The 15874-nt window shown below is 66.5% G+C and carries 15 protein-coding genes; all 15 read left to right on the forward strand.

Annotated features, from left to right (window positions below):
- The first annotated feature begins 6 nt into the window (after positions 1–6).
- Positions 7–1509, forward strand: a complete 1503-nt coding sequence (locus MUK71_RS06620; protein WP_227928045.1) for a UDP-N-acetylmuramoyl-tripeptide--D-alanyl-D-alanine ligase — start codon at positions 7–9, stop codon at positions 1507–1509.
- On the forward strand, positions 1506–2609 hold the full coding sequence (gene mraY / locus MUK71_RS06625; protein WP_227902296.1) for a phospho-N-acetylmuramoyl-pentapeptide-transferase: 1104 nt from the start codon (positions 1506–1508) through the stop codon (positions 2607–2609). The genes MUK71_RS06620 and mraY overlap by 4 nt, the downstream gene beginning before the upstream one ends.
- Positions 2591–4186: a UDP-N-acetylmuramoyl-L-alanine--D-glutamate ligase gene (murD, locus tag MUK71_RS06630; protein ID WP_227902295.1), complete on the forward strand. Its 1596-nt coding sequence runs from the start codon at positions 2591–2593 to the stop codon at positions 4184–4186. Before mraY ends, murD begins: the two co-directional genes overlap by 19 nt.
- A 1-nt stretch (position 4187) precedes the next feature.
- A complete protein-coding gene (gene ftsW / locus MUK71_RS06635) occupies positions 4188–5519 on the forward strand; it encodes a putative lipid II flippase FtsW (RefSeq protein WP_227928044.1) in 1332 nt (443 codons plus the stop codon).
- The gene (gene murG / locus MUK71_RS06640; RefSeq protein ID WP_227928043.1) at positions 5516–6625 is read left to right on the forward strand and encodes an undecaprenyldiphospho-muramoylpentapeptide beta-N-acetylglucosaminyltransferase; all 1110 of its coding nucleotides are present in this window, start codon (positions 5516–5518) and stop codon (positions 6623–6625) included. Before ftsW ends, murG begins: the two co-directional genes overlap by 4 nt.
- Complete coding sequence (gene murC / locus MUK71_RS06645) at positions 6622–8064, forward strand: UDP-N-acetylmuramate--L-alanine ligase (RefSeq protein WP_227928042.1); 1443 nt, start codon at positions 6622–6624, stop codon at positions 8062–8064. The genes murG and murC overlap by 4 nt, the downstream gene beginning before the upstream one ends.
- Positions 8054–9202 carry a cell division protein FtsQ/DivIB gene (locus MUK71_RS06650; RefSeq protein WP_227928041.1) on the forward strand — a complete coding sequence of 383 codons (1149 nt, stop codon included), beginning with the start codon at positions 8054–8056 and terminating at the stop codon, positions 9200–9202. The genes murC and MUK71_RS06650 overlap by 11 nt, the downstream gene beginning before the upstream one ends.
- Positions 9203–9517: 315 nt before the next feature.
- A complete protein-coding gene (gene ftsZ / locus MUK71_RS06655) occupies positions 9518–10714 on the forward strand; it encodes a cell division protein FtsZ (RefSeq protein WP_227902290.1) in 1197 nt (398 codons plus the stop codon).
- A 32-nt stretch (positions 10715–10746) separates the two neighbouring features.
- A complete protein-coding gene (gene pgeF, locus MUK71_RS06660) occupies positions 10747–11448 on the forward strand; it encodes a peptidoglycan editing factor PgeF (RefSeq protein ID WP_227928040.1) in 702 nt (233 codons plus the stop codon).
- A 58-nt stretch (positions 11449–11506) separates the two neighbouring features.
- Positions 11507–12265 carry a YggS family pyridoxal phosphate-dependent enzyme gene (locus MUK71_RS06665; protein WP_227902288.1) on the forward strand — a complete coding sequence of 253 codons (759 nt, stop codon included), beginning with the start codon at positions 11507–11509 and terminating at the stop codon, positions 12263–12265.
- 88 nt (positions 12266–12353) lie between these two features.
- Positions 12354–12884 carry a cell division protein SepF gene (locus MUK71_RS06670; protein WP_227902287.1) on the forward strand — a complete coding sequence of 177 codons (531 nt, stop codon included), beginning with the start codon at positions 12354–12356 and terminating at the stop codon, positions 12882–12884.
- A gap of 57 nt (positions 12885–12941) precedes the next feature.
- On the forward strand, positions 12942–13232 hold the full coding sequence (locus MUK71_RS06675) for a YggT family protein (RefSeq protein WP_227902286.1): 291 nt from the start codon (positions 12942–12944) through the stop codon (positions 13230–13232).
- A 155-nt stretch (positions 13233–13387) separates the two neighbouring features.
- A complete protein-coding gene (locus MUK71_RS06680; protein ID WP_227902285.1) occupies positions 13388–14056 on the forward strand; it encodes a DivIVA domain-containing protein in 669 nt (222 codons plus the stop codon).
- Positions 14057–14195: 139 nt separating this feature from the next.
- The gene (lspA, locus tag MUK71_RS06685; protein ID WP_423724595.1) at positions 14196–14888 is read left to right on the forward strand and encodes a signal peptidase II; all 693 of its coding nucleotides are present in this window, start codon (positions 14196–14198) and stop codon (positions 14886–14888) included.
- Between the two features lie 5 nt (positions 14889–14893).
- Positions 14894–15820 carry an RluA family pseudouridine synthase gene (locus MUK71_RS06690; protein ID WP_231709818.1) on the forward strand — a complete coding sequence of 309 codons (927 nt, stop codon included), beginning with the start codon at positions 14894–14896 and terminating at the stop codon, positions 15818–15820.
- Positions 15821–15874: the final 54 nt, after the last annotated feature.

Below are 15874 nucleotides of genomic sequence, written 5' to 3' on the forward strand. Positions count from 1 at the left end.
ATCGTTATGATTGAACTTAATGCAGCCGAAATAGCGGCTATTACAGGCGGCGAGCTCATTGGGCCCGCTGCGCAGGGCACCGGTTTTGCCGTGACTTCCGCCACAACGGATTCGCGTGAAGCCACGCAGGGTTCGCTTTTCATAGCCAAGCCCGGAGAGAATTCCGACGGCCACCTCTTTGTGGGGGCAGCCTTCGACCAGGGAGCGCAGCTCGCCCTGGTGGAACGGCCGGTTACGGACGACGCCGGCAACCTCTTCCCGGCAGTCATGGTGCCTGACGTTGTCCTCGCCATGGGCGCCATGGCAGCGGAGATCATCCGCCGCCTGCGTGAAAACGGCGAGTTGACCGTCATCGGCATCACCGGATCGGCAGGCAAGACCACCACGAAGGACCTGCTGGCCGGCGTACTGGCCTCCGCAGGCCCCACGGTGGCCCCCGTGGGTTCCTACAACGGTGAAGTGGGACTGCCGCTGACCGTCTTCACCGCCGATTACGACACCCGGTATCTCGTGATGGAAATGGGTGCCACCGGCATCGGGCACATTCGCTACCTGGCGGACATCGTCAAGCCCGACATCGGGGTTGTGCTGTTCGTGGGCTCGGCACACGCCGGCGAGTTTGGCGGCGTGGAGAACATCGCCGTCGCCAAGGGTGAACTGGTCGAGGCCCTGCCCGCCACCGGCACCGCCATCCTCAACGCCGACGACGTCCGGGTGGCAGCCATGGCCTCCCGCACCCAGGCGCCGGTGCTGTACTTCACCTCATCGCCGGAGGAAGCGCACGGCACCAAGAACGCCGTCCGTGCGGTGGACACCGGCACCGACGCCGAGGGACGGCCGGTTTTCACCCTGCTCCTGCCCGACGGCGGCCGGTACGGCATCCGCTCGGGCCTGATCGGCGCACACCACACGGCCAACCTGCTGGCTGCGGCGGCTGCCGCCTATGCCGCGGGCATCCCCGGAGAGCAGATTGCCGCCGGGCTCAACGGGCGTGCCGCTGCCAGCCGCTGGCGGATGGAACGCACCGACCGGGCCGACGGCGTCACCGTCATTAATGACGCCTACAACGCCAACCCCGAATCCATGCGCGCAGCCCTGCGCACCCTGGCCGAACTCGGACGGGAACGCCGTACCTGGGCGGTGCTGGGCGAAATGCTGGAGCTGGGTGACGATTCCGTCACCGAGCACGATGCCATCGGGCGGTATGCCGTTCGGCTGAACATCTCCAAACTCATTGTTGTTGGCACCGGCGCCCGTGCCATGCACACCGGCGCCGTGATGGAGGGTTCCTGGGGGGATGAGTCCACCTTTGTGGAAACGGCCGAAGACGCTGAACGCATCCTCGAGGAATCCCTGGCCCCCGGCGATATTGTCCTGTTCAAATCCTCCAACGGGGCCGCACTGCGCTTCCTCGGCGATCGGATAGCCTTGACCTCTGCACCACTGACTTCCACCGATTCGGCTGTCCCGCCGGTCCGTACCGACGGGACCGGAGGCGACACAAAGTGATTTCCCTGCTTGTCGGGTCATCGCTGGCCCTGGTCTTCGCCTTTGCCGGCACGCCCCTTTTCATCCGGTTCCTGGTGCGCAAGGGATACGGCCAGTTCGTTCGCGATGACGGCCCCACCTCGCACCACACCAAACGCGGCACCCCCACCATGGGCGGCGCCGTCATTGTGGCCTCGGTGGTGGCTGCGTATTTCATTACCCACCTGATCAGCGGCATGCTCGGCTTCGGCTCGTACAGCCCGACGGCGTCCGGCCTGCTGGTCCTGCTGCTTACGGTGGGCATGGGCATGGTCGGTTTTATTGACGACTACACCAAGATTTCCAAGCAGCGAAGCCTCGGCCTCAACGCCACCGCGAAGATCATCCTGCAGGCCGCCGTCGGCATAGCCTTCGCCGTTCTCGCCCTGCAGTTCCCCAACGAACAGGGCCGCACCCCGGCGTCCACGGCCATCTCCTTTGTCCGCGATACGGGTGTTGACCTGGCCTTTGCCGGCACCATTATTGGTGCGATCCTGTTCGTCCTCTGGTCACTGCTTATCACCACAGGCACCACCAACGGCGTGAACCTGGCCGACGGCCTGGACGGCCTCGCCGCCGGTGCATCGGTGCTGGTGTTCGGGGCCTACTTCCTCATCGGCATCTGGCAGTACAACCAAAGCTGCGGTTCCCCGACGGCCGGTGCCGTCTGTTACGAGGTCCGCGACCCCATGGACCTTGCCCTGCTCGCAGGTGCCATGGCCGGCGCCCTGATCGGCTTCCTGTGGTGGAATACCGCTCCGGCGAAGATCTTCATGGGGGACACCGGCTCGCTGGCCATCGGCGGTGCTATTGCCGCTTTCGCCATCCTGTCCCGGACGGAACTGCTGCTGGTGATCCTGGCGGGCCTGTTCGTGATCATCACCCTTTCGGTCATCATCCAGGTGGGGTACTTCAAGATCAGCGGCGGCAAGCGCGTGTTCAAGATGGCTCCGCTGCAGCACCACTTTGAACTCAAAGGCTGGGCTGAAGTGACCGTGGTGGTCCGGTTCTGGATCATTGCCGGCCTGTGCGTCGCAGTGGCCCTGGGCATCTTCTACGCAGAATGGGTGGTAGGACATTGAGCGCGCCCCTTTCCGAACTGACAACCTGGGATGCCGACTGGAGCGGACTGCGCGTAGTGGTCACAGGCATCGGCCTCTCCGGTTTTTCCGCAGCGGACACCCTCATTGAGCTTGGCGCCCGCGTCGTCGTGGTGGACGCGCGCGACACGGAGGAGAACCGTGCCAAGGCGGACACCCTGCGCATTGTGGGAGCGGTTGACGTGCTGCTCGGCGCGGACGCCGTTGCCGGCCTGCCACAGGTCGAAGGCGAAGCAGCCGAGCTCGTGGTCACCTCACCGGGCTTCCGGCCAACGCACCCTGTGCTGCTGGCAGCCGAAGCCGCGGATATCCCCGTCTGGGGCGACGTCGAGCTGGCCTGGCGGGTGCGTATCCGTGAAGGCCGCAAGACTGCCCAGTGGCTGGCCATTACCGGAACCAACGGCAAGACCACCACCGTCTCCATGACCGAGAGCATGCTCCGCGCTGCGGGGCTGCGCGCCATCGCCGCCGGCAACGTGGGTACCCCCATCCTGGATGCCATCCGGGATCCGGAAGGCTACGACGCCATCGCAGTGGAGCTCTCCAGCTTCCAGCTGCACTGGACGCATTCCATCTCACCGCTGGCCAGCGTGTGCCTGAACCTGGCCGAAGACCACGTGGACTGGCATGGCTCCTACGCTGCCTACCGGGACGCGAAGGCAAAAATCTACGAAAATACGCAGGTTGCCTGCATCTACAACGCCGAGCAGCACGAGACCGAGTCCATGGTCGAAGAGGCGGACGTTGTGGAGGGCTGCCGGGCCGTCGGATTCACCACGGGCGTGCCGGCCGTGAGCATGGTCGGTGTGGTTGAAGGACTGCTGGTGGACCGTGCGTTCATTGAGCAGCGCAAGGACTCCGCAGCCGAGCTCGCGTCCATGGCTGACCTGGGTGAGTACGCGCCGCGGCACATGGTGGCCAACGCCCTGGCCGCCGCCGCACTGGTACGGGCCTATGGCGTTGAGCCTGTAGCCGTCCGCGACGGACTGCGCGCCTACTCGCCCGGCGACCACCGGATCCAGCCGGTGGCCCGGTTGGAAGACATCCTGTGGGTCAATGACTCCAAGGCCACCAACCCGCATGCTGCCGCTGCCTCACTGGCCGCCTTCAGCAGTGTGGTGTGGATTGCCGGCGGACTGTCCAAGGGCGTCGGATATGACGATCTGGTGTCCGCCCACCGGGGCCGCCTCAAGGCAGTGGTCCTGATCGGTGTGCAGACCGAGGACCTGCGGGCATCACTGGCAAGACACGCCCCCGATGTCCCGGTGATAGAGGCACTCCCGGCGCAGACTGGTGAGCAGGAAGAACCCGTGACCAGCGCCGAGGAAGTCATGGCCCGTGCCGTGGCGGCAGCCGCCGCCGTGGCGGAAGCCGGGGACACGGTCCTGATGGCGCCGGCAGCGGCGTCCATGGACCAGTTCACCTCCTACGCCCACCGCGGCGAGGCTTTTATCGAAGCCGTGGCAGGGTACGTGGGCGAACGGCAGGCGCAGGAACCGGAAGAGGGACCGGAACAGGCACAGGAACCGGGACAGGCACAGACCCCGAAGGAGCCCTAGAGTGGTCACCACGCCCACCGGCAGCAAACGCAAACCGGCACTGCGCCGGAGCCCTGCGGACATCGCCGGAACAGGCAAGGGCGCGGTGACCGGACCCGACACAGCGGGCAACGGACGGTCGCCCGGCAAGGACAGTACCTCCGGCACCGGTACCAAACGCGTGCCCCGGAGGGAGCGTTTCCTGGTCTTCCTGGAAGGCAGCGGCCGAAGCGCCACCGGTTCCAGCTACTACACCATCCTCGGTGCCACCCTGGCCCTGACGGTCATCGGCCTGATGATGGTGCTCTCGGCGTCGTCGGTGGAATCCATCGCCGCTGCCGCGGGAAGCGACGCCGGTGCCGCAACCACCTTTGACCTGTTCCTGAAGCAGTCCATGTTCGCTGCCGCCGGCGTCGTGGCGATGCTGGGCCTGTCGCGGCTCGGGCCGCGGCAATACCGCTGGTTCGCCTGGCCGCTGTATTTCGTGGGCGTTATCCTTCTGGGCCTCGTGCTGGTCATCGGCAAGGAAGTCAACGGCAACAAAAACTGGATCGAGATCGGACCGGTTACCGGCCAGCCCTCGGAAGCAGTCAAGCTGGCGATGGCCATCTGGTTCGCCGCGGTGCTCTCCCGCAAGGGAGCGCTGGTCACGGAATGGAAGCACGCCCTGATTCCGGTTGTGCCCGGCGGCGGCCTCCTGATCATCCTGGTCATGGCGGGAAGCGACCTTGGCACCGTGATCATCATGGGAATGATCATGCTGGCGGCGTTGTTTTTCGCCGGATCACCCATGCGTTTCCTGGGCGCCCTTTTCGCTGTGGCGTCTGCAGGTGCCCTGCTGATGTCGGTGGTCAGCAGCAACCGTTCCAACCGCATCAGCGCCTGGCTGAAACTCGACTGCAGCACCGGTCTCTGCGACCAGTCCAACGCCGGCATGTATGCCTTGGCCTCCGGCGGCTGGCTGGGCGTGGGAATAGGCCAGAGCCGGCAGAAATGGAACTGGATACCGGAAGCGCATAACGACTTTATCTTCGCGATCATCGGCGAGGAGTTCGGCCTGGTGGGCACCCTGGTGGTGGTCAGCCTGTTCGCGGTGCTCGCCGTGGCTACAGTGCGCGTCACCATGCGCCATACCGACCCGTTCATCCGCATTGTCTGCGGCAGCATCCTGGTATGGATTGTGGGCCAGGCATTCGTGAACATTGCCATGGTCACGGGCCTGCTGCCCGTCATCGGCGTCCCCCTGCCCTTTATTTCCTACGGCGGCTCCTCGCTGACCTTCACCCTCGCCGCTGTCGGCGTCCTGCTTTCCTTTGCCCGAAAAATCCCCGAAAGTGAACCAACAGCTCCATGACGCAGCATCCCTTGTCCGTAGTCCTGGCCGGAGGCGGCACAGCCGGGCACATCAGCCCGTTGCTGGCCATTGCCGATGCCCTCAGGGCAGAACGTCCAGACACCCGCATCACCGTGGTGGGAACGGCATCCGGCATGGAAACCCGACTGGTACCGGCGGCCGGCTACGAGCTGGCGACCATCGACCGTGTCCCCATGCCGCGCCGTCCCAGCGGTGACCTGGTCAAGCTTCCGGTACGGCTGGTCCGCGCGGTCCAGCAGGCCGGCGCCATCCTGGACCAGTCCGCGGCCGACGTCGTTGTGGGTGTGGGCGGGTATGTCTCCACCCCCGTGTACCTTGCGGCCCGCCGGCGTTCGATCCCTGTGATCGTTCATGAAGCCAATGCGCGCCCGGGCCTCGCCAACCGGGTGGGCGCCCGGTTCGCAGCCGTCACCGGCGTGGCCTTCGCACAGACCCAGCTGCCCGGCGCCGTCCACGTAGGGATGCCGATGCGCCGGGAAATCTCCGGGCTGGACCGAAGTGCGGCCCGGGCCGCAGCCCGGCAGGCACTTGGCCTGGCCGCGGAGACGCCCACCCTGGTGGTGACCGGCGGCTCCTCCGGCGCAGCCAGCATCAACCGGGCCGTGGAGGCCGCTCTTCCGGCACTGGCGGCAGCCGGCATCCAGACGCTGCACATCACCGGCCGGGGCAAATCCCTGACCGACTCCGCGGGGCAGCGGCTTGCCGCACCCGGCTACACCCAGGTGGAATACGTGGACGGCATGGAAACCGCCTACGCCGGCGCGGACCTGCTGCTGGCCCGCGCCGGAGCCGGTACGGTCTGCGAAATCAGTGCCGTGGGTCTGCCGGCCGTACTGGTTCCGCTGCCGCACGGCAACGGCGAACAGGCCCTGAACGCCGAATCCCTGGTAGCCGCCGGGGGAGCGCTCACTGTTGCGGATTCACTCTTCACAGCCGACTGGATTTCCGGCAGGCTGATACCTTTGCTGGCTGACCCTGCGGCGCTGGACGCAATGTCCAAAGCCTCCGCCTCCCTCGGTATCCGTGACGCGGACCGCCGCATGGCTGCCTTCATCCTCGAAACGAGCGGCAGGTCCAAGGCATGATCAGCAGACTGAATCCGTCCGAACTGGGCCGGGTGCACTTCATCGGACTGGGCGGCGCCGGCATGTCCGCCGTGGCCCGGGTACTGCTTGCGCAGGGAATTCCCGTGTCCGGTTCCGACGCGAAGGATTCCCCCGGGCTGCGTGCCCTCGGCGCCCTTGGCGCCAGGACCTTCGTGGGCCACGACGCCGCGCATGTGGCCGAGGCCGATACCGTGGTGGTTTCCACCGCCATCCGTGAGCAGAACCCTGAGCTGGCCGAGGCCCGGCGCCTCGGGCTGCGGGTCATCCACCGCTCCGTGGCGCTTTCGGCCGCCATGGGCGATAAGGACCTGGTTGCGGTGGCCGGCACACACGGCAAAACCACCACTACCGCCATGGTCACCGTGATGCTGCGCGAAGCCGGCCTGGACCCGTCCTTTGCCATCGGCGGAGACGTCGCCGCCCTTGGCGTTAATGCCGCCTCCGGATCCGGTCCCGTGTTCGTGGCCGAAGCCGATGAGTCCGACGGTTCCTTCCTCAACTACACGCCGCAGATCATCGTGGTGACGAACGTTGAGGCGGACCACCTGGACCACTACGGAACCGAGGACGCCGTTTTTGCGGCGTTCGATGCGTTTACCTCCCTCCTGCCCTCCGACGGCCTGCTCGTCGCCTGTGCCGACGACGCCGGGGCAGCCGCCCTCCTCCGGCGCAACGAAGGGGTGCGGGCTGCGACCTACGGGTACGCGGAGAACGCGGATATCCGAATTTCGGACACCAGTCCGCAGGGATCCGGCTCCTCCAGCACCCTGACTTACACTGCGGACGGCCAGGCCTCCCAGGTCCGGCTTGATCTTCAGGTGCCGGGGGCCCACAACATCCTCAACGCTGCGGCAGCCTTTGCCGTGGCCCTGGAACTCGGGGTTGACCCGAACGTTGCCGCGGCGGGCCTGGGCACGTTTTCCGGTGCCGCGCGGCGCTTCGAGTCCCGCGGAGCGTCCAGGGGAGTGCGGGTCTACGATGACTACGCCCATCACCCGACGGAAGTGAATGCCGCCCTGAAGGCAGCCCGAACCGTCGCGGACGGGCACCGCGTCCACGTGCTCTTCCAGCCGCACCTGTTCAGCCGCACACGGAACTTTGCCGCCGAATTCGCGCAGGCACTGGATCTGGCGGACACTGCCACCGTGCTGGACATTTATCCTGCCCGCGAGGACCCGATTGAAGGGGTCACCAGCGAGCTGATCACCTCCCGGCTCAGTGTCCCGGGCGGGTACGTGGAGGATCCACAAGCCGCCGTGGAACGGGTGGCCGACGGCGCCCGGGACGGCGACGTCATCCTCACCGTGGGTGCAGGGGACGTCACCCGCCTCGGCGCCGATCTGGTGGCCCGCCTGGCCGCCCGCAACGGCGGGGATGCCGCGGACGCCACGGCAGGGAAAACCCCTGATGGCCGGTAGGAAGCGCCGCACGAAGGACGAGGAAACCATTACGGCCACCAAGGCGCTGCCCGGCGCCGGGGACGGGGCGGACCCGTCGGGTCCGGCCGCCCGCGGACCGTCCGCGCGGACACCGGCGTCTGCCGGTACACGGGCGGGATCAGCCGGCATGAAGTCGGGCGGGCGTACGCTCGCGGCCAAGGCCTCCGCCGCCAGGTCCGCCAAAACCTCACGTCCGGAAGCAGCAGGCAGAGCTGCCGGCCAGCGTGAACCCGCTGCTGCACGCACGGCTGCCGGGACCACCTCCGGGACCACTTCGGGGAACCCTGCCGGAAAGGCTTCAGGGAACCCGGCCGGGAACCGGGCAACGGGTTCCGCTCCGGACCCGGCCCGTACCCGGGGCCGGACTCCAACCCCGGAAGCGGGCCGGAAGCCGCCCGCAACCGTCCTGACCTTCCCGGAGCCGCCCCGGCGCAAACGCAGGCGTAATGCCTGGATTGCCGCCGTGTCCGCCCTGCTGCTGACCGGACTGTTCTTCGCGTTCCTGTTTTTCTCCCCTGCCCTGGCACTGAAAACCGTGGTGGTGGAGGGAACCCAGCTGCTGCCGCGCGAACAGGCAGAAGCAGCGCTGGAGCCGCTCAAAGGCCGGACCCTGCCCTCCATCTCGGATGCAGACGTGGAGAGCCTGCTGGCGGACCGGCCGGAAATCGAATCGCTGAAGGTGGCCGCGCAGCCGCCCTCCACGCTGCTGGTCACAGTCACCGAGCGGATGCCCGTTGCCGTCCTGCAGGACGGCGCCCAGCACGTTCTCATTGATGAAGAGGGCCGCCGGCTGGCGGTTGCCGCTGACCGGGCCGCCGTCCCCCTGCCCCTGATTGCGGGCGGAACCGAGGCGGTCAACGCAGAGGTATTCCCCAGCATCACCTCGGTGCTGGCGGCACTGCCGGCGGAGGTCCTGGGCCGGTTGGAGAGTGCCTCGGCGCAAACCGTGGATTCCGTTGAACTGAAACTCAACAGCGGGCAAACGGTATTCTGGGGGAGCGCCGACGCCAGCGCGGCCAAAGCCCGGGTGCTGGAAGCGCTGTTGAAAATGGCGCCCACCGATCCGCCGGTTGAGGTCTATGACGTCAGCGCGCCGGACAGGCCGGTGACCAGGTGAGCGCTACGCGGGAGTGGCGAAAGTTTCCTCCGACACGCGGGCCCGGTAATTGCACATGCACCGCCGGCCCCATAGCGTCTCAAGTACAGGGTTACTTGACATAACTCTAACCTTCAAGTTGAAGGTAAGAGTTTGTCGGTTCAAGGTTTTCGGCCGGACGGACCGCGCGAAACCCACAGGCATTGTGCCGGTGGAGGAGCGCGGCTGTTGGCGGCCGGGGCCGGCTCCGGCCGGCCCGAAGAGACACGCAGCTGCAGCACCCAGGCAGCCGCAGAAAAACATAAGTTGCAGAGATTCGAACAAGGGACACAGGACGTGGCAGCACCGCAGAATTACTTGGCCGTCATCAAGGTCGTCGGCATCGGCGGCGGTGGCGTGAACGCCGTAAACCGAATGATTGATGTTGGCCTCCGCGGCGTGGAGTTCATCGCCATCAATACCGATGCGCAGGCTCTGCTGATGAGTGACGCCGACGTCAAGCTCGACGTCGGACGCGAACTCACCCGCGGTCTGGGCGCCGGTGCGGATCCCGAAGTCGGCCGGAAGGCTGCCGAGGATCATGCAGAGGAAATCGAAGAGGTCCTGCGCGGCGCGGACATGGTCTTCGTTACCGCCGGCGAAGGTGGCGGCACCGGCACCGGCGGCGCTCCCGTCGTCGCCCGTATTGCCCGTTCGCTCGGTGCGCTGACCATCGGCGTCGTCACCCGGCCGTTCACGTTCGAAGGACGCCGGCGCTCCAACCAGGCCGAATCGGGCATCGACACCCTGCGCGATGAGGTCGATACCCTCATCGTCATCCCGAACGACCGCCTGCTCTCCATCAGCGACCGCAACGTGTCCATGCTGGACGCATTCCGCTCCGCCGACCAGGTGCTGCTGTCCGGTGTCCAGGGCATCACCGACCTGATCACCACCCCGGGCCTGATCAACCTCGACTTCGCGGACGTCAAGTCCGTGATGCAGGGTGCCGGTTCGGCCCTTATGGGCATCGGCTCCGCACGCGGTGAGGACCGCGCGGTCAAGGCAGCCGAGCTGGCCATAGCGTCACCGCTGCTCGAAGCCTCCATCGACGGCGCCCACGGCGTGCTGCTCTCCATCCAGGGTGGCTCCGACCTTGGCCTGTTCGAAATCAACGAAGCAGCCCGCCTGGTCCAGGAAGTGGCCCACCCCGAAGCCAACATCATCTTCGGTGCCGTCATTGACGACGCCCTGGGTGACGAAGCACGCGTTACGGTTATCGCAGCCGGCTTCGATCAGGTGGACGTGACTTCCCAGCCCGCTTCGCATAAGCCCGCAGAGCCGGCCACCCCGCCGTCTGCGGCACCTGCCGGCGGAAGCTTCGCAGCTGCCGCTCCGGCATCCGCCGGGCTCTCCGCCTGGTCGCAGCGGTCGCACCAGCACAGTGATGTCCCCGCCGACGCCGGCTTCGACATCGACCTGCCCGCCGTAGTGGAATCGGATCTGTCCACGGGCCGCCCGGATGATCTGGATGTTCCGGACTTCCTGAAGTAGTCGAACTGAGCACTGCAGCGGGGTTGCCCCGGATGTTCTGGTGGCACCGGCAGGTTGAAGAAAACCTGTGGGTGGGATTCACCGACGCTTCCGCGGGCAACCTCGCTTTGCATGTGGGGGATGACCCGGAGGCCGTCCTGCGGCGCCGGGCGGATCTCGAAGCAGCAATGGGTGTGGCGCCGGCGAGCCTGCGGTTTATGAACCAGGTGCATTCCGCCACAGTCCTCCACGCGCAGGAGGCAGGCGAAGCCGCGCCGACCGCCGACGGGCTGATCAGCACGGACGGCCTGGCACCCCTGGCGGTTATGGTTGCCGACTGCGTCCCCGTCCTGCTGGCAGGGCGGACGACGGCGGGCACGGCCGTAACCGCAGCTGTCCACGCCGGGCGCCGCGGCCTGCTCGACGGTATCCTGCCGGAGTCCGTGGAGCGCATGCGCGCCGCCGGTGCCGGGAGCATCCGCGCCTGGATCGGCCCGTGCATCTGCGGATCCTGCTACGAAGTCCCCGCAGCCATGCGGGCAGACGCGGCGGCAGTGCTGCCCGCAGCCGCCGCGAGCACCCGTGAGGGCACCCCTGCCCTGGACCTTCCTGCCGGAGCGCAGGTACAGCTGGAGGATCTGGGCGTAGACGTGGAACGCATCGAGGGGTGTACCCGGGAGAACGCCGAGCTGTACTCCCACCGGCGGGACCCGGGCACCGGACGTATTGCCGGCGTGATCTGGCGCCGGCCCTAAAACCCTCCGGCGCACGGTGCCGGGACAGGCCGGCCGGCGGAGCGAGAATGGAAAGACCATGACAATGACCCCTGAGCAGTCCTCCCGCGCCCGGGAGCTGGCACACCGGCTCCGGAGCGTACGCAACCGGATTGCCGCGGCCACCGCGCCGGACGGGCAGAATGAGCCGCACCTGATTGTGGTCACCAAGTACTTCCCCGCCTCCGACGTCCGGATCCTGAGAGATCTGGGAGTCCGGGATGTCGGCGAGAACAAGGACCAGGAAGCAGCAGCCAAGGCGGCGGAACTGGCGGATCCGGAGCTGAACTGGCACTTCATTGGCCAGCTGCAGTCCAACAAGGCCAAGTCTGTGGTGCGCTACGCCGCCTCGGTTCATTCGGTGGACCGGCTGTCCCTGGTCTCCGCGCTGGGCAAGGCGATGGGCGCCGAGCAGCGCCGCCGGGCGGACGGCGGAGTGCCGCAGCGCCCCGACCTCTCCTGCTTCATCCAGGTGGACCTGCGCCCCGGCCCGGCACGGGAAGCGGATCCGGGACGCGGGGGAGCGGCCCCGGAGGACGTTGCCGGCCTGGCGGATGCCGTTGCGGGCACCACGGGACTGAGGCTGGCCGGGCTGATGGCCGTGGCCCCGCTGGGGGAGGATCCGGATGCCGCCTTTGGCCGTCTGAACAGCCTGTCCCTGCAGCTGCAGCAGAATCACCCGCAGGCACGCAGCATTTCCGCGGGCATGAGCGGGGACCTCGAAGCGGCACTCGCCAACGGGGCGACACACCTGAGAATCGGCTCCGATGTTCTGGGCGCGCGCCCGCCGGTACGGTAGCGTCGAAGTACGAACACCACACAGCCGCCGTACGGCACAGCAGAAACCCCACGGGCAACTACGGCGTTGAAGGATTAGAGGAGCAACCATGGCTGGCGCAATGCGCAAGACAATGATCTACCTTGGGCTCGCCGACGGTGACGAGCACTACGAGTCGGAACAGCGAAACCTGAGGGAAGCTCCCGCCAGGGAAGAAGAGTTTGCCCCGGTCCAGGAAGCCGAGGAAGTGGCGCCGGAGCCGGCCCCCGCCCCGGTTGTCCGCAATGCAGTGGAGGAGTACCGCGCACCCGTGACACCCATCAAGCGTGCCCCCTCATCCCGTGAGGACGTTGCCGGCCTGCGGCAGATCACCACCGTCCACCCGCGCTCCTACAATGATGCCAAGATCATCGGAGAGAGCTTCCGTGACGGCATCCCCGTGATCATGAACGTCACCGACATGGGGGAAGCCGATGCCAAGCGGCTCGTCGACTTCTCTGCGGGCCTGGTCTTTGGCCTGCGCGGTAGCATCGAACGTGTGACCAACAAGGTTTTCCTGCTTTCGCCGTCGTACGTCGAGGTCCTGGGCGATGACAAGAAGGTCAGCGAATCCTCTTCCACATTCTTCAACCAGAGCTAGCCCGCTCCCGCACCGACGGGATGCCTGGGCGGCCGACCAAGAAATGAAACCCTGCGCGTGAATATCATTCTTCCCCTGGTGTACCTGGTGCTGGTCCTGTTCCAGCTCGCGCTGATCCTGCGGATCGTGTACGACGCCGTGCAAATGTTTGCGCGGCAGTGGCGTCCCAAGGGCCCCGCCCTGGTGGTGGCCACCGGTGTTTACGGTGCAACCGACCCGCCGCTGAAGCTCCTGCGCAGGGTCATTCCGCCGCTGCGGCTGGGCGGGATTTCGCTGGACCTGGCCTTCCTGGTGCTCTTTATCCTTGTCTCAATCCTGACCCAGGTGGTAGTGGGCATAGCCGTCTGACCTTGGACGATGCCCGGGGCCGGTTAGTTTTCAGCCCCCAAAAGATATACTGTGAAAATTGATACAACCCCAGATTTTGTATGTCCGTAATTCTCTACGTAGAACCGCCTGCCTGACACGCAGGCGAATCTTATAATCCAGTATGAGGTGACCAGATGGCTCTGACGCCAGAAGATGTTGTCAACAAGCGGTTCCAGCCGACCAAGTTCCGGGAAGGCTATGACCAGGACGAAGTCGATGACTTCCTCGACGAGATCGTGGTGGAGCTGCGCCGGCTGAACGCCGAAAACGAAGACCTCCGCCGCCAGCTGGCCGAGGCCGTTGCCGGCGGTTCGTCCAGCTCGGTTCCCGCGCCGGTCGCTGCAGCCTCCAAGACCGAGCAGGTCGCCGAAGAGCCCAAGCCCGAACCCAAGGTCGAAGCTCCGAAGGCTGAAGAGAAGCCGGCACCGGTCGAGACCAAGCCCGAGCCCGCCCCGGCTCCCGCCGCCGCTCCTGCCGCTGCCAACAACACCGAGACCGCCGCCGGCATCCTGGCCATGGCCCAGAAGATGCACGACGACTACGTCAGCGCCGGTGTTGAGCAGCGCGACAAGATCATCGCCGAAGCGCAGATCGAGGCCAGCGGCCTCGTCACGGACGCCCAGGAGAAGAGCCGCAAGATCCTCAGCACCCTCGAGCAGCAGAAGGCCGTGCTTGAGCGCAAGGTTGAGCAGCTGCGCGGCTTCGAGCGCGATTACCGCTCCCGCCTGAAGGCTTACATCGAAGGCCAGCTGCGTGATCTGGATGCACGCGGTTCGGTTGCTTCGGAAACCGCCGACGCATAATTCCTGCCAGTCCCGGTCCCGTGGGGATCGGTTAAACTGAAGGCAACGGCAGAACCTGACACGGGCCGGCGGCCGGGTAACCCCGGCCGCCGGCCCGTGTCGTTTCCGATGTCCCTCATCCTTAAACAACGAAAGCATCATGACAACATCCTCACCGGAGACCCCCGGCCAAACAGGACTTGGGCACAGCACCGGCCGGAAGCGTCGGGCAGGGCTGCTGATGCTGCTCCTCGCGGCTGCCGCGCTGGCGTTTGACCAGCTCACCAAGCTGTGGGTTGTGCGCACCATGACCGAAGGGCAGATCACCGATGTGGCCGCCCCGCTGCTGCGCTGGCACTTCATCCGCAATCCTGGCGCCGCGTTCTCCATCGGCACCGACTACACCTGGGTCTTTACCATCATCATGGTGCTGGTCTCCGCCTTCCTCATCTACCTGATGTTCCGGGTCCGGTCGCTGGGCTGGGCGACGGCGCTGGGCCTGGTGCTCGGCGGTGCCATGGGCAACCTGATGGACCGTCTCTTCCGCGAACCCTCGTTCGGGCAGGGCCATGTGGTGGACTTCATCGCCTTCCCCAACTTCGCGATCTTCAATATCGCCGATTCCTGCGTGGTCAGCGGTGTCATTCTCGTGTGCCTGCTGACCCTGCGGGGGATCGACCTGGATGGCACGCGCAGCGCGGACAGCGCCGGGATCCGTGCCGGAAAAACAGGTGCCGCTGCCAGGCACGGCGCCGAGGAACCCCGCAGTGGCGAACCCGGTGCTGCGGCGCCCGGCTCCGACGCGGGGGAGCGCAGCGGGAGCAGGCTCAGCGAGCGGGAGGATGAGCGGTGAACGAGCTGCATGCAGTTTTTAGCGTTCCGGAAGAAGCCGATGGAAAGCGCGCGGACGCGGTGGTCGCGTCCCTGCTCGAAGTATCCCGTTCAGTGGCAGCGACCTGGTGCACCGACGGCTACTTCAGCTCCGGCGGCCGGGTACTCTCCAAATCGGACAAGCTGAAGGCCGGCCAGGAAATCACCGCCGACGTGCCGGAACAGCGCGACCCGCTCGCCGTCGTCGTCGAGCCCGTGGAGGACTTGAAGATCCTGGGCGATGACGAGCACTTCGTGGTGATTGACAAGCCGGTAGGCGTGGCAGCCCACCCCTCGCCGGGATGGGTCGGCCCCACAGTGGTGGGTGCCCTGGCAGCCGCCGGCTACCGGATTTCCACCTCCGGTGCGCCCGAGCGCCAGGGCATCGTCCACCGGCTCGACGTCGGCACCTCCGGCGTGATGGTGGTGGCCAAGACCGAGCACGCCTACACGCTGCTGAAACAGGCCTTCAAGGACCGCACCGTGGACAAGATGTACCACGCCGTGGTCCAGGGGCTGCCGGATCCGCTGAAGGGCACCATTGACGCGCCCATCGGCCGGCACCCGGGTTATGACTGGCGCTTCGCCGTTGTCGAAGGAGGACGGCCCTCAGTCACCCATTACGAGGTCCTGGAAGCCTTTGGCAAGGCCTCCCTCGTGGAGGTGCACCTGGAAACCGGACGCACGCATCAGATCCGCGTCCATTTCTCCGCACTGCGACACCCTTGTGCCGGCGACCTGACCTACGGGGCTGACGCCAAACTTGCCGCCGAGCTGGGCCTGACCCGACAGTGGCTGCACGCCCGGAAGCTGGGCTTCACCCATCCGGGTTCCGGTGAATACGTGGAGTTTGTCAGCGAGTACCCGCAGGATCTGCAGTATGCCGTGGACGCACTGCGCAGCGGGCTGATCTAGCCGGAAGTGACATCCGGCGCAGCGGCGCGGCGGGGGTAAATCCCCCGCGCGCCG

It is taken from the genome of Arthrobacter zhangbolii (assembly GCF_022869865.1).
Lineage (GTDB): Bacteria > Actinomycetota > Actinomycetes > Actinomycetales > Micrococcaceae > Arthrobacter_B > Arthrobacter_B zhangbolii.

What these genes read in the sequence shown, in the direction of transcription:
- MUK71_RS06620 (WP_227928045.1), top strand. Translation starts at nt 7, where the DNA reads ATGATTGAACTTAATGCAGCCGAAATAGCGGCTATTACAGGCGGCGAG.
- murD (WP_227902295.1), top strand. Translation starts at nt 2,591, where the DNA reads ATGGGTGGTAGGACATTGAGCGCGCCCCTTTCCGAACTGACAACCTGG.
- murG (WP_227928043.1), top strand. Translation starts at nt 5,516, where the DNA reads ATGACGCAGCATCCCTTGTCCGTAGTCCTGGCCGGAGGCGGCACAGCC.
- murC (WP_227928042.1), top strand. Translation starts at nt 6,622, where the DNA reads ATGATCAGCAGACTGAATCCGTCCGAACTGGGCCGGGTGCACTTCATC.
- MUK71_RS06650 (WP_227928041.1), top strand. Translation starts at nt 8,054, where the DNA reads ATGGCCGGTAGGAAGCGCCGCACGAAGGACGAGGAAACCATTACGGCC.
- pgeF (WP_227928040.1), top strand. Translation starts at nt 10,747, where the DNA reads ATGTTCTGGTGGCACCGGCAGGTTGAAGAAAACCTGTGGGTGGGATTC.
- MUK71_RS06665 (WP_227902288.1), top strand. Translation starts at nt 11,507, where the DNA reads ATGACAATGACCCCTGAGCAGTCCTCCCGCGCCCGGGAGCTGGCACAC.
- MUK71_RS06670 (WP_227902287.1), top strand. Translation starts at nt 12,354, where the DNA reads ATGGCTGGCGCAATGCGCAAGACAATGATCTACCTTGGGCTCGCCGAC.
- MUK71_RS06680 (WP_227902285.1), top strand. Translation starts at nt 13,388, where the DNA reads ATGGCTCTGACGCCAGAAGATGTTGTCAACAAGCGGTTCCAGCCGACC.
- lspA (WP_423724595.1), top strand. Translation starts at nt 14,196, where the DNA reads ATGACAACATCCTCACCGGAGACCCCCGGCCAAACAGGACTTGGGCAC.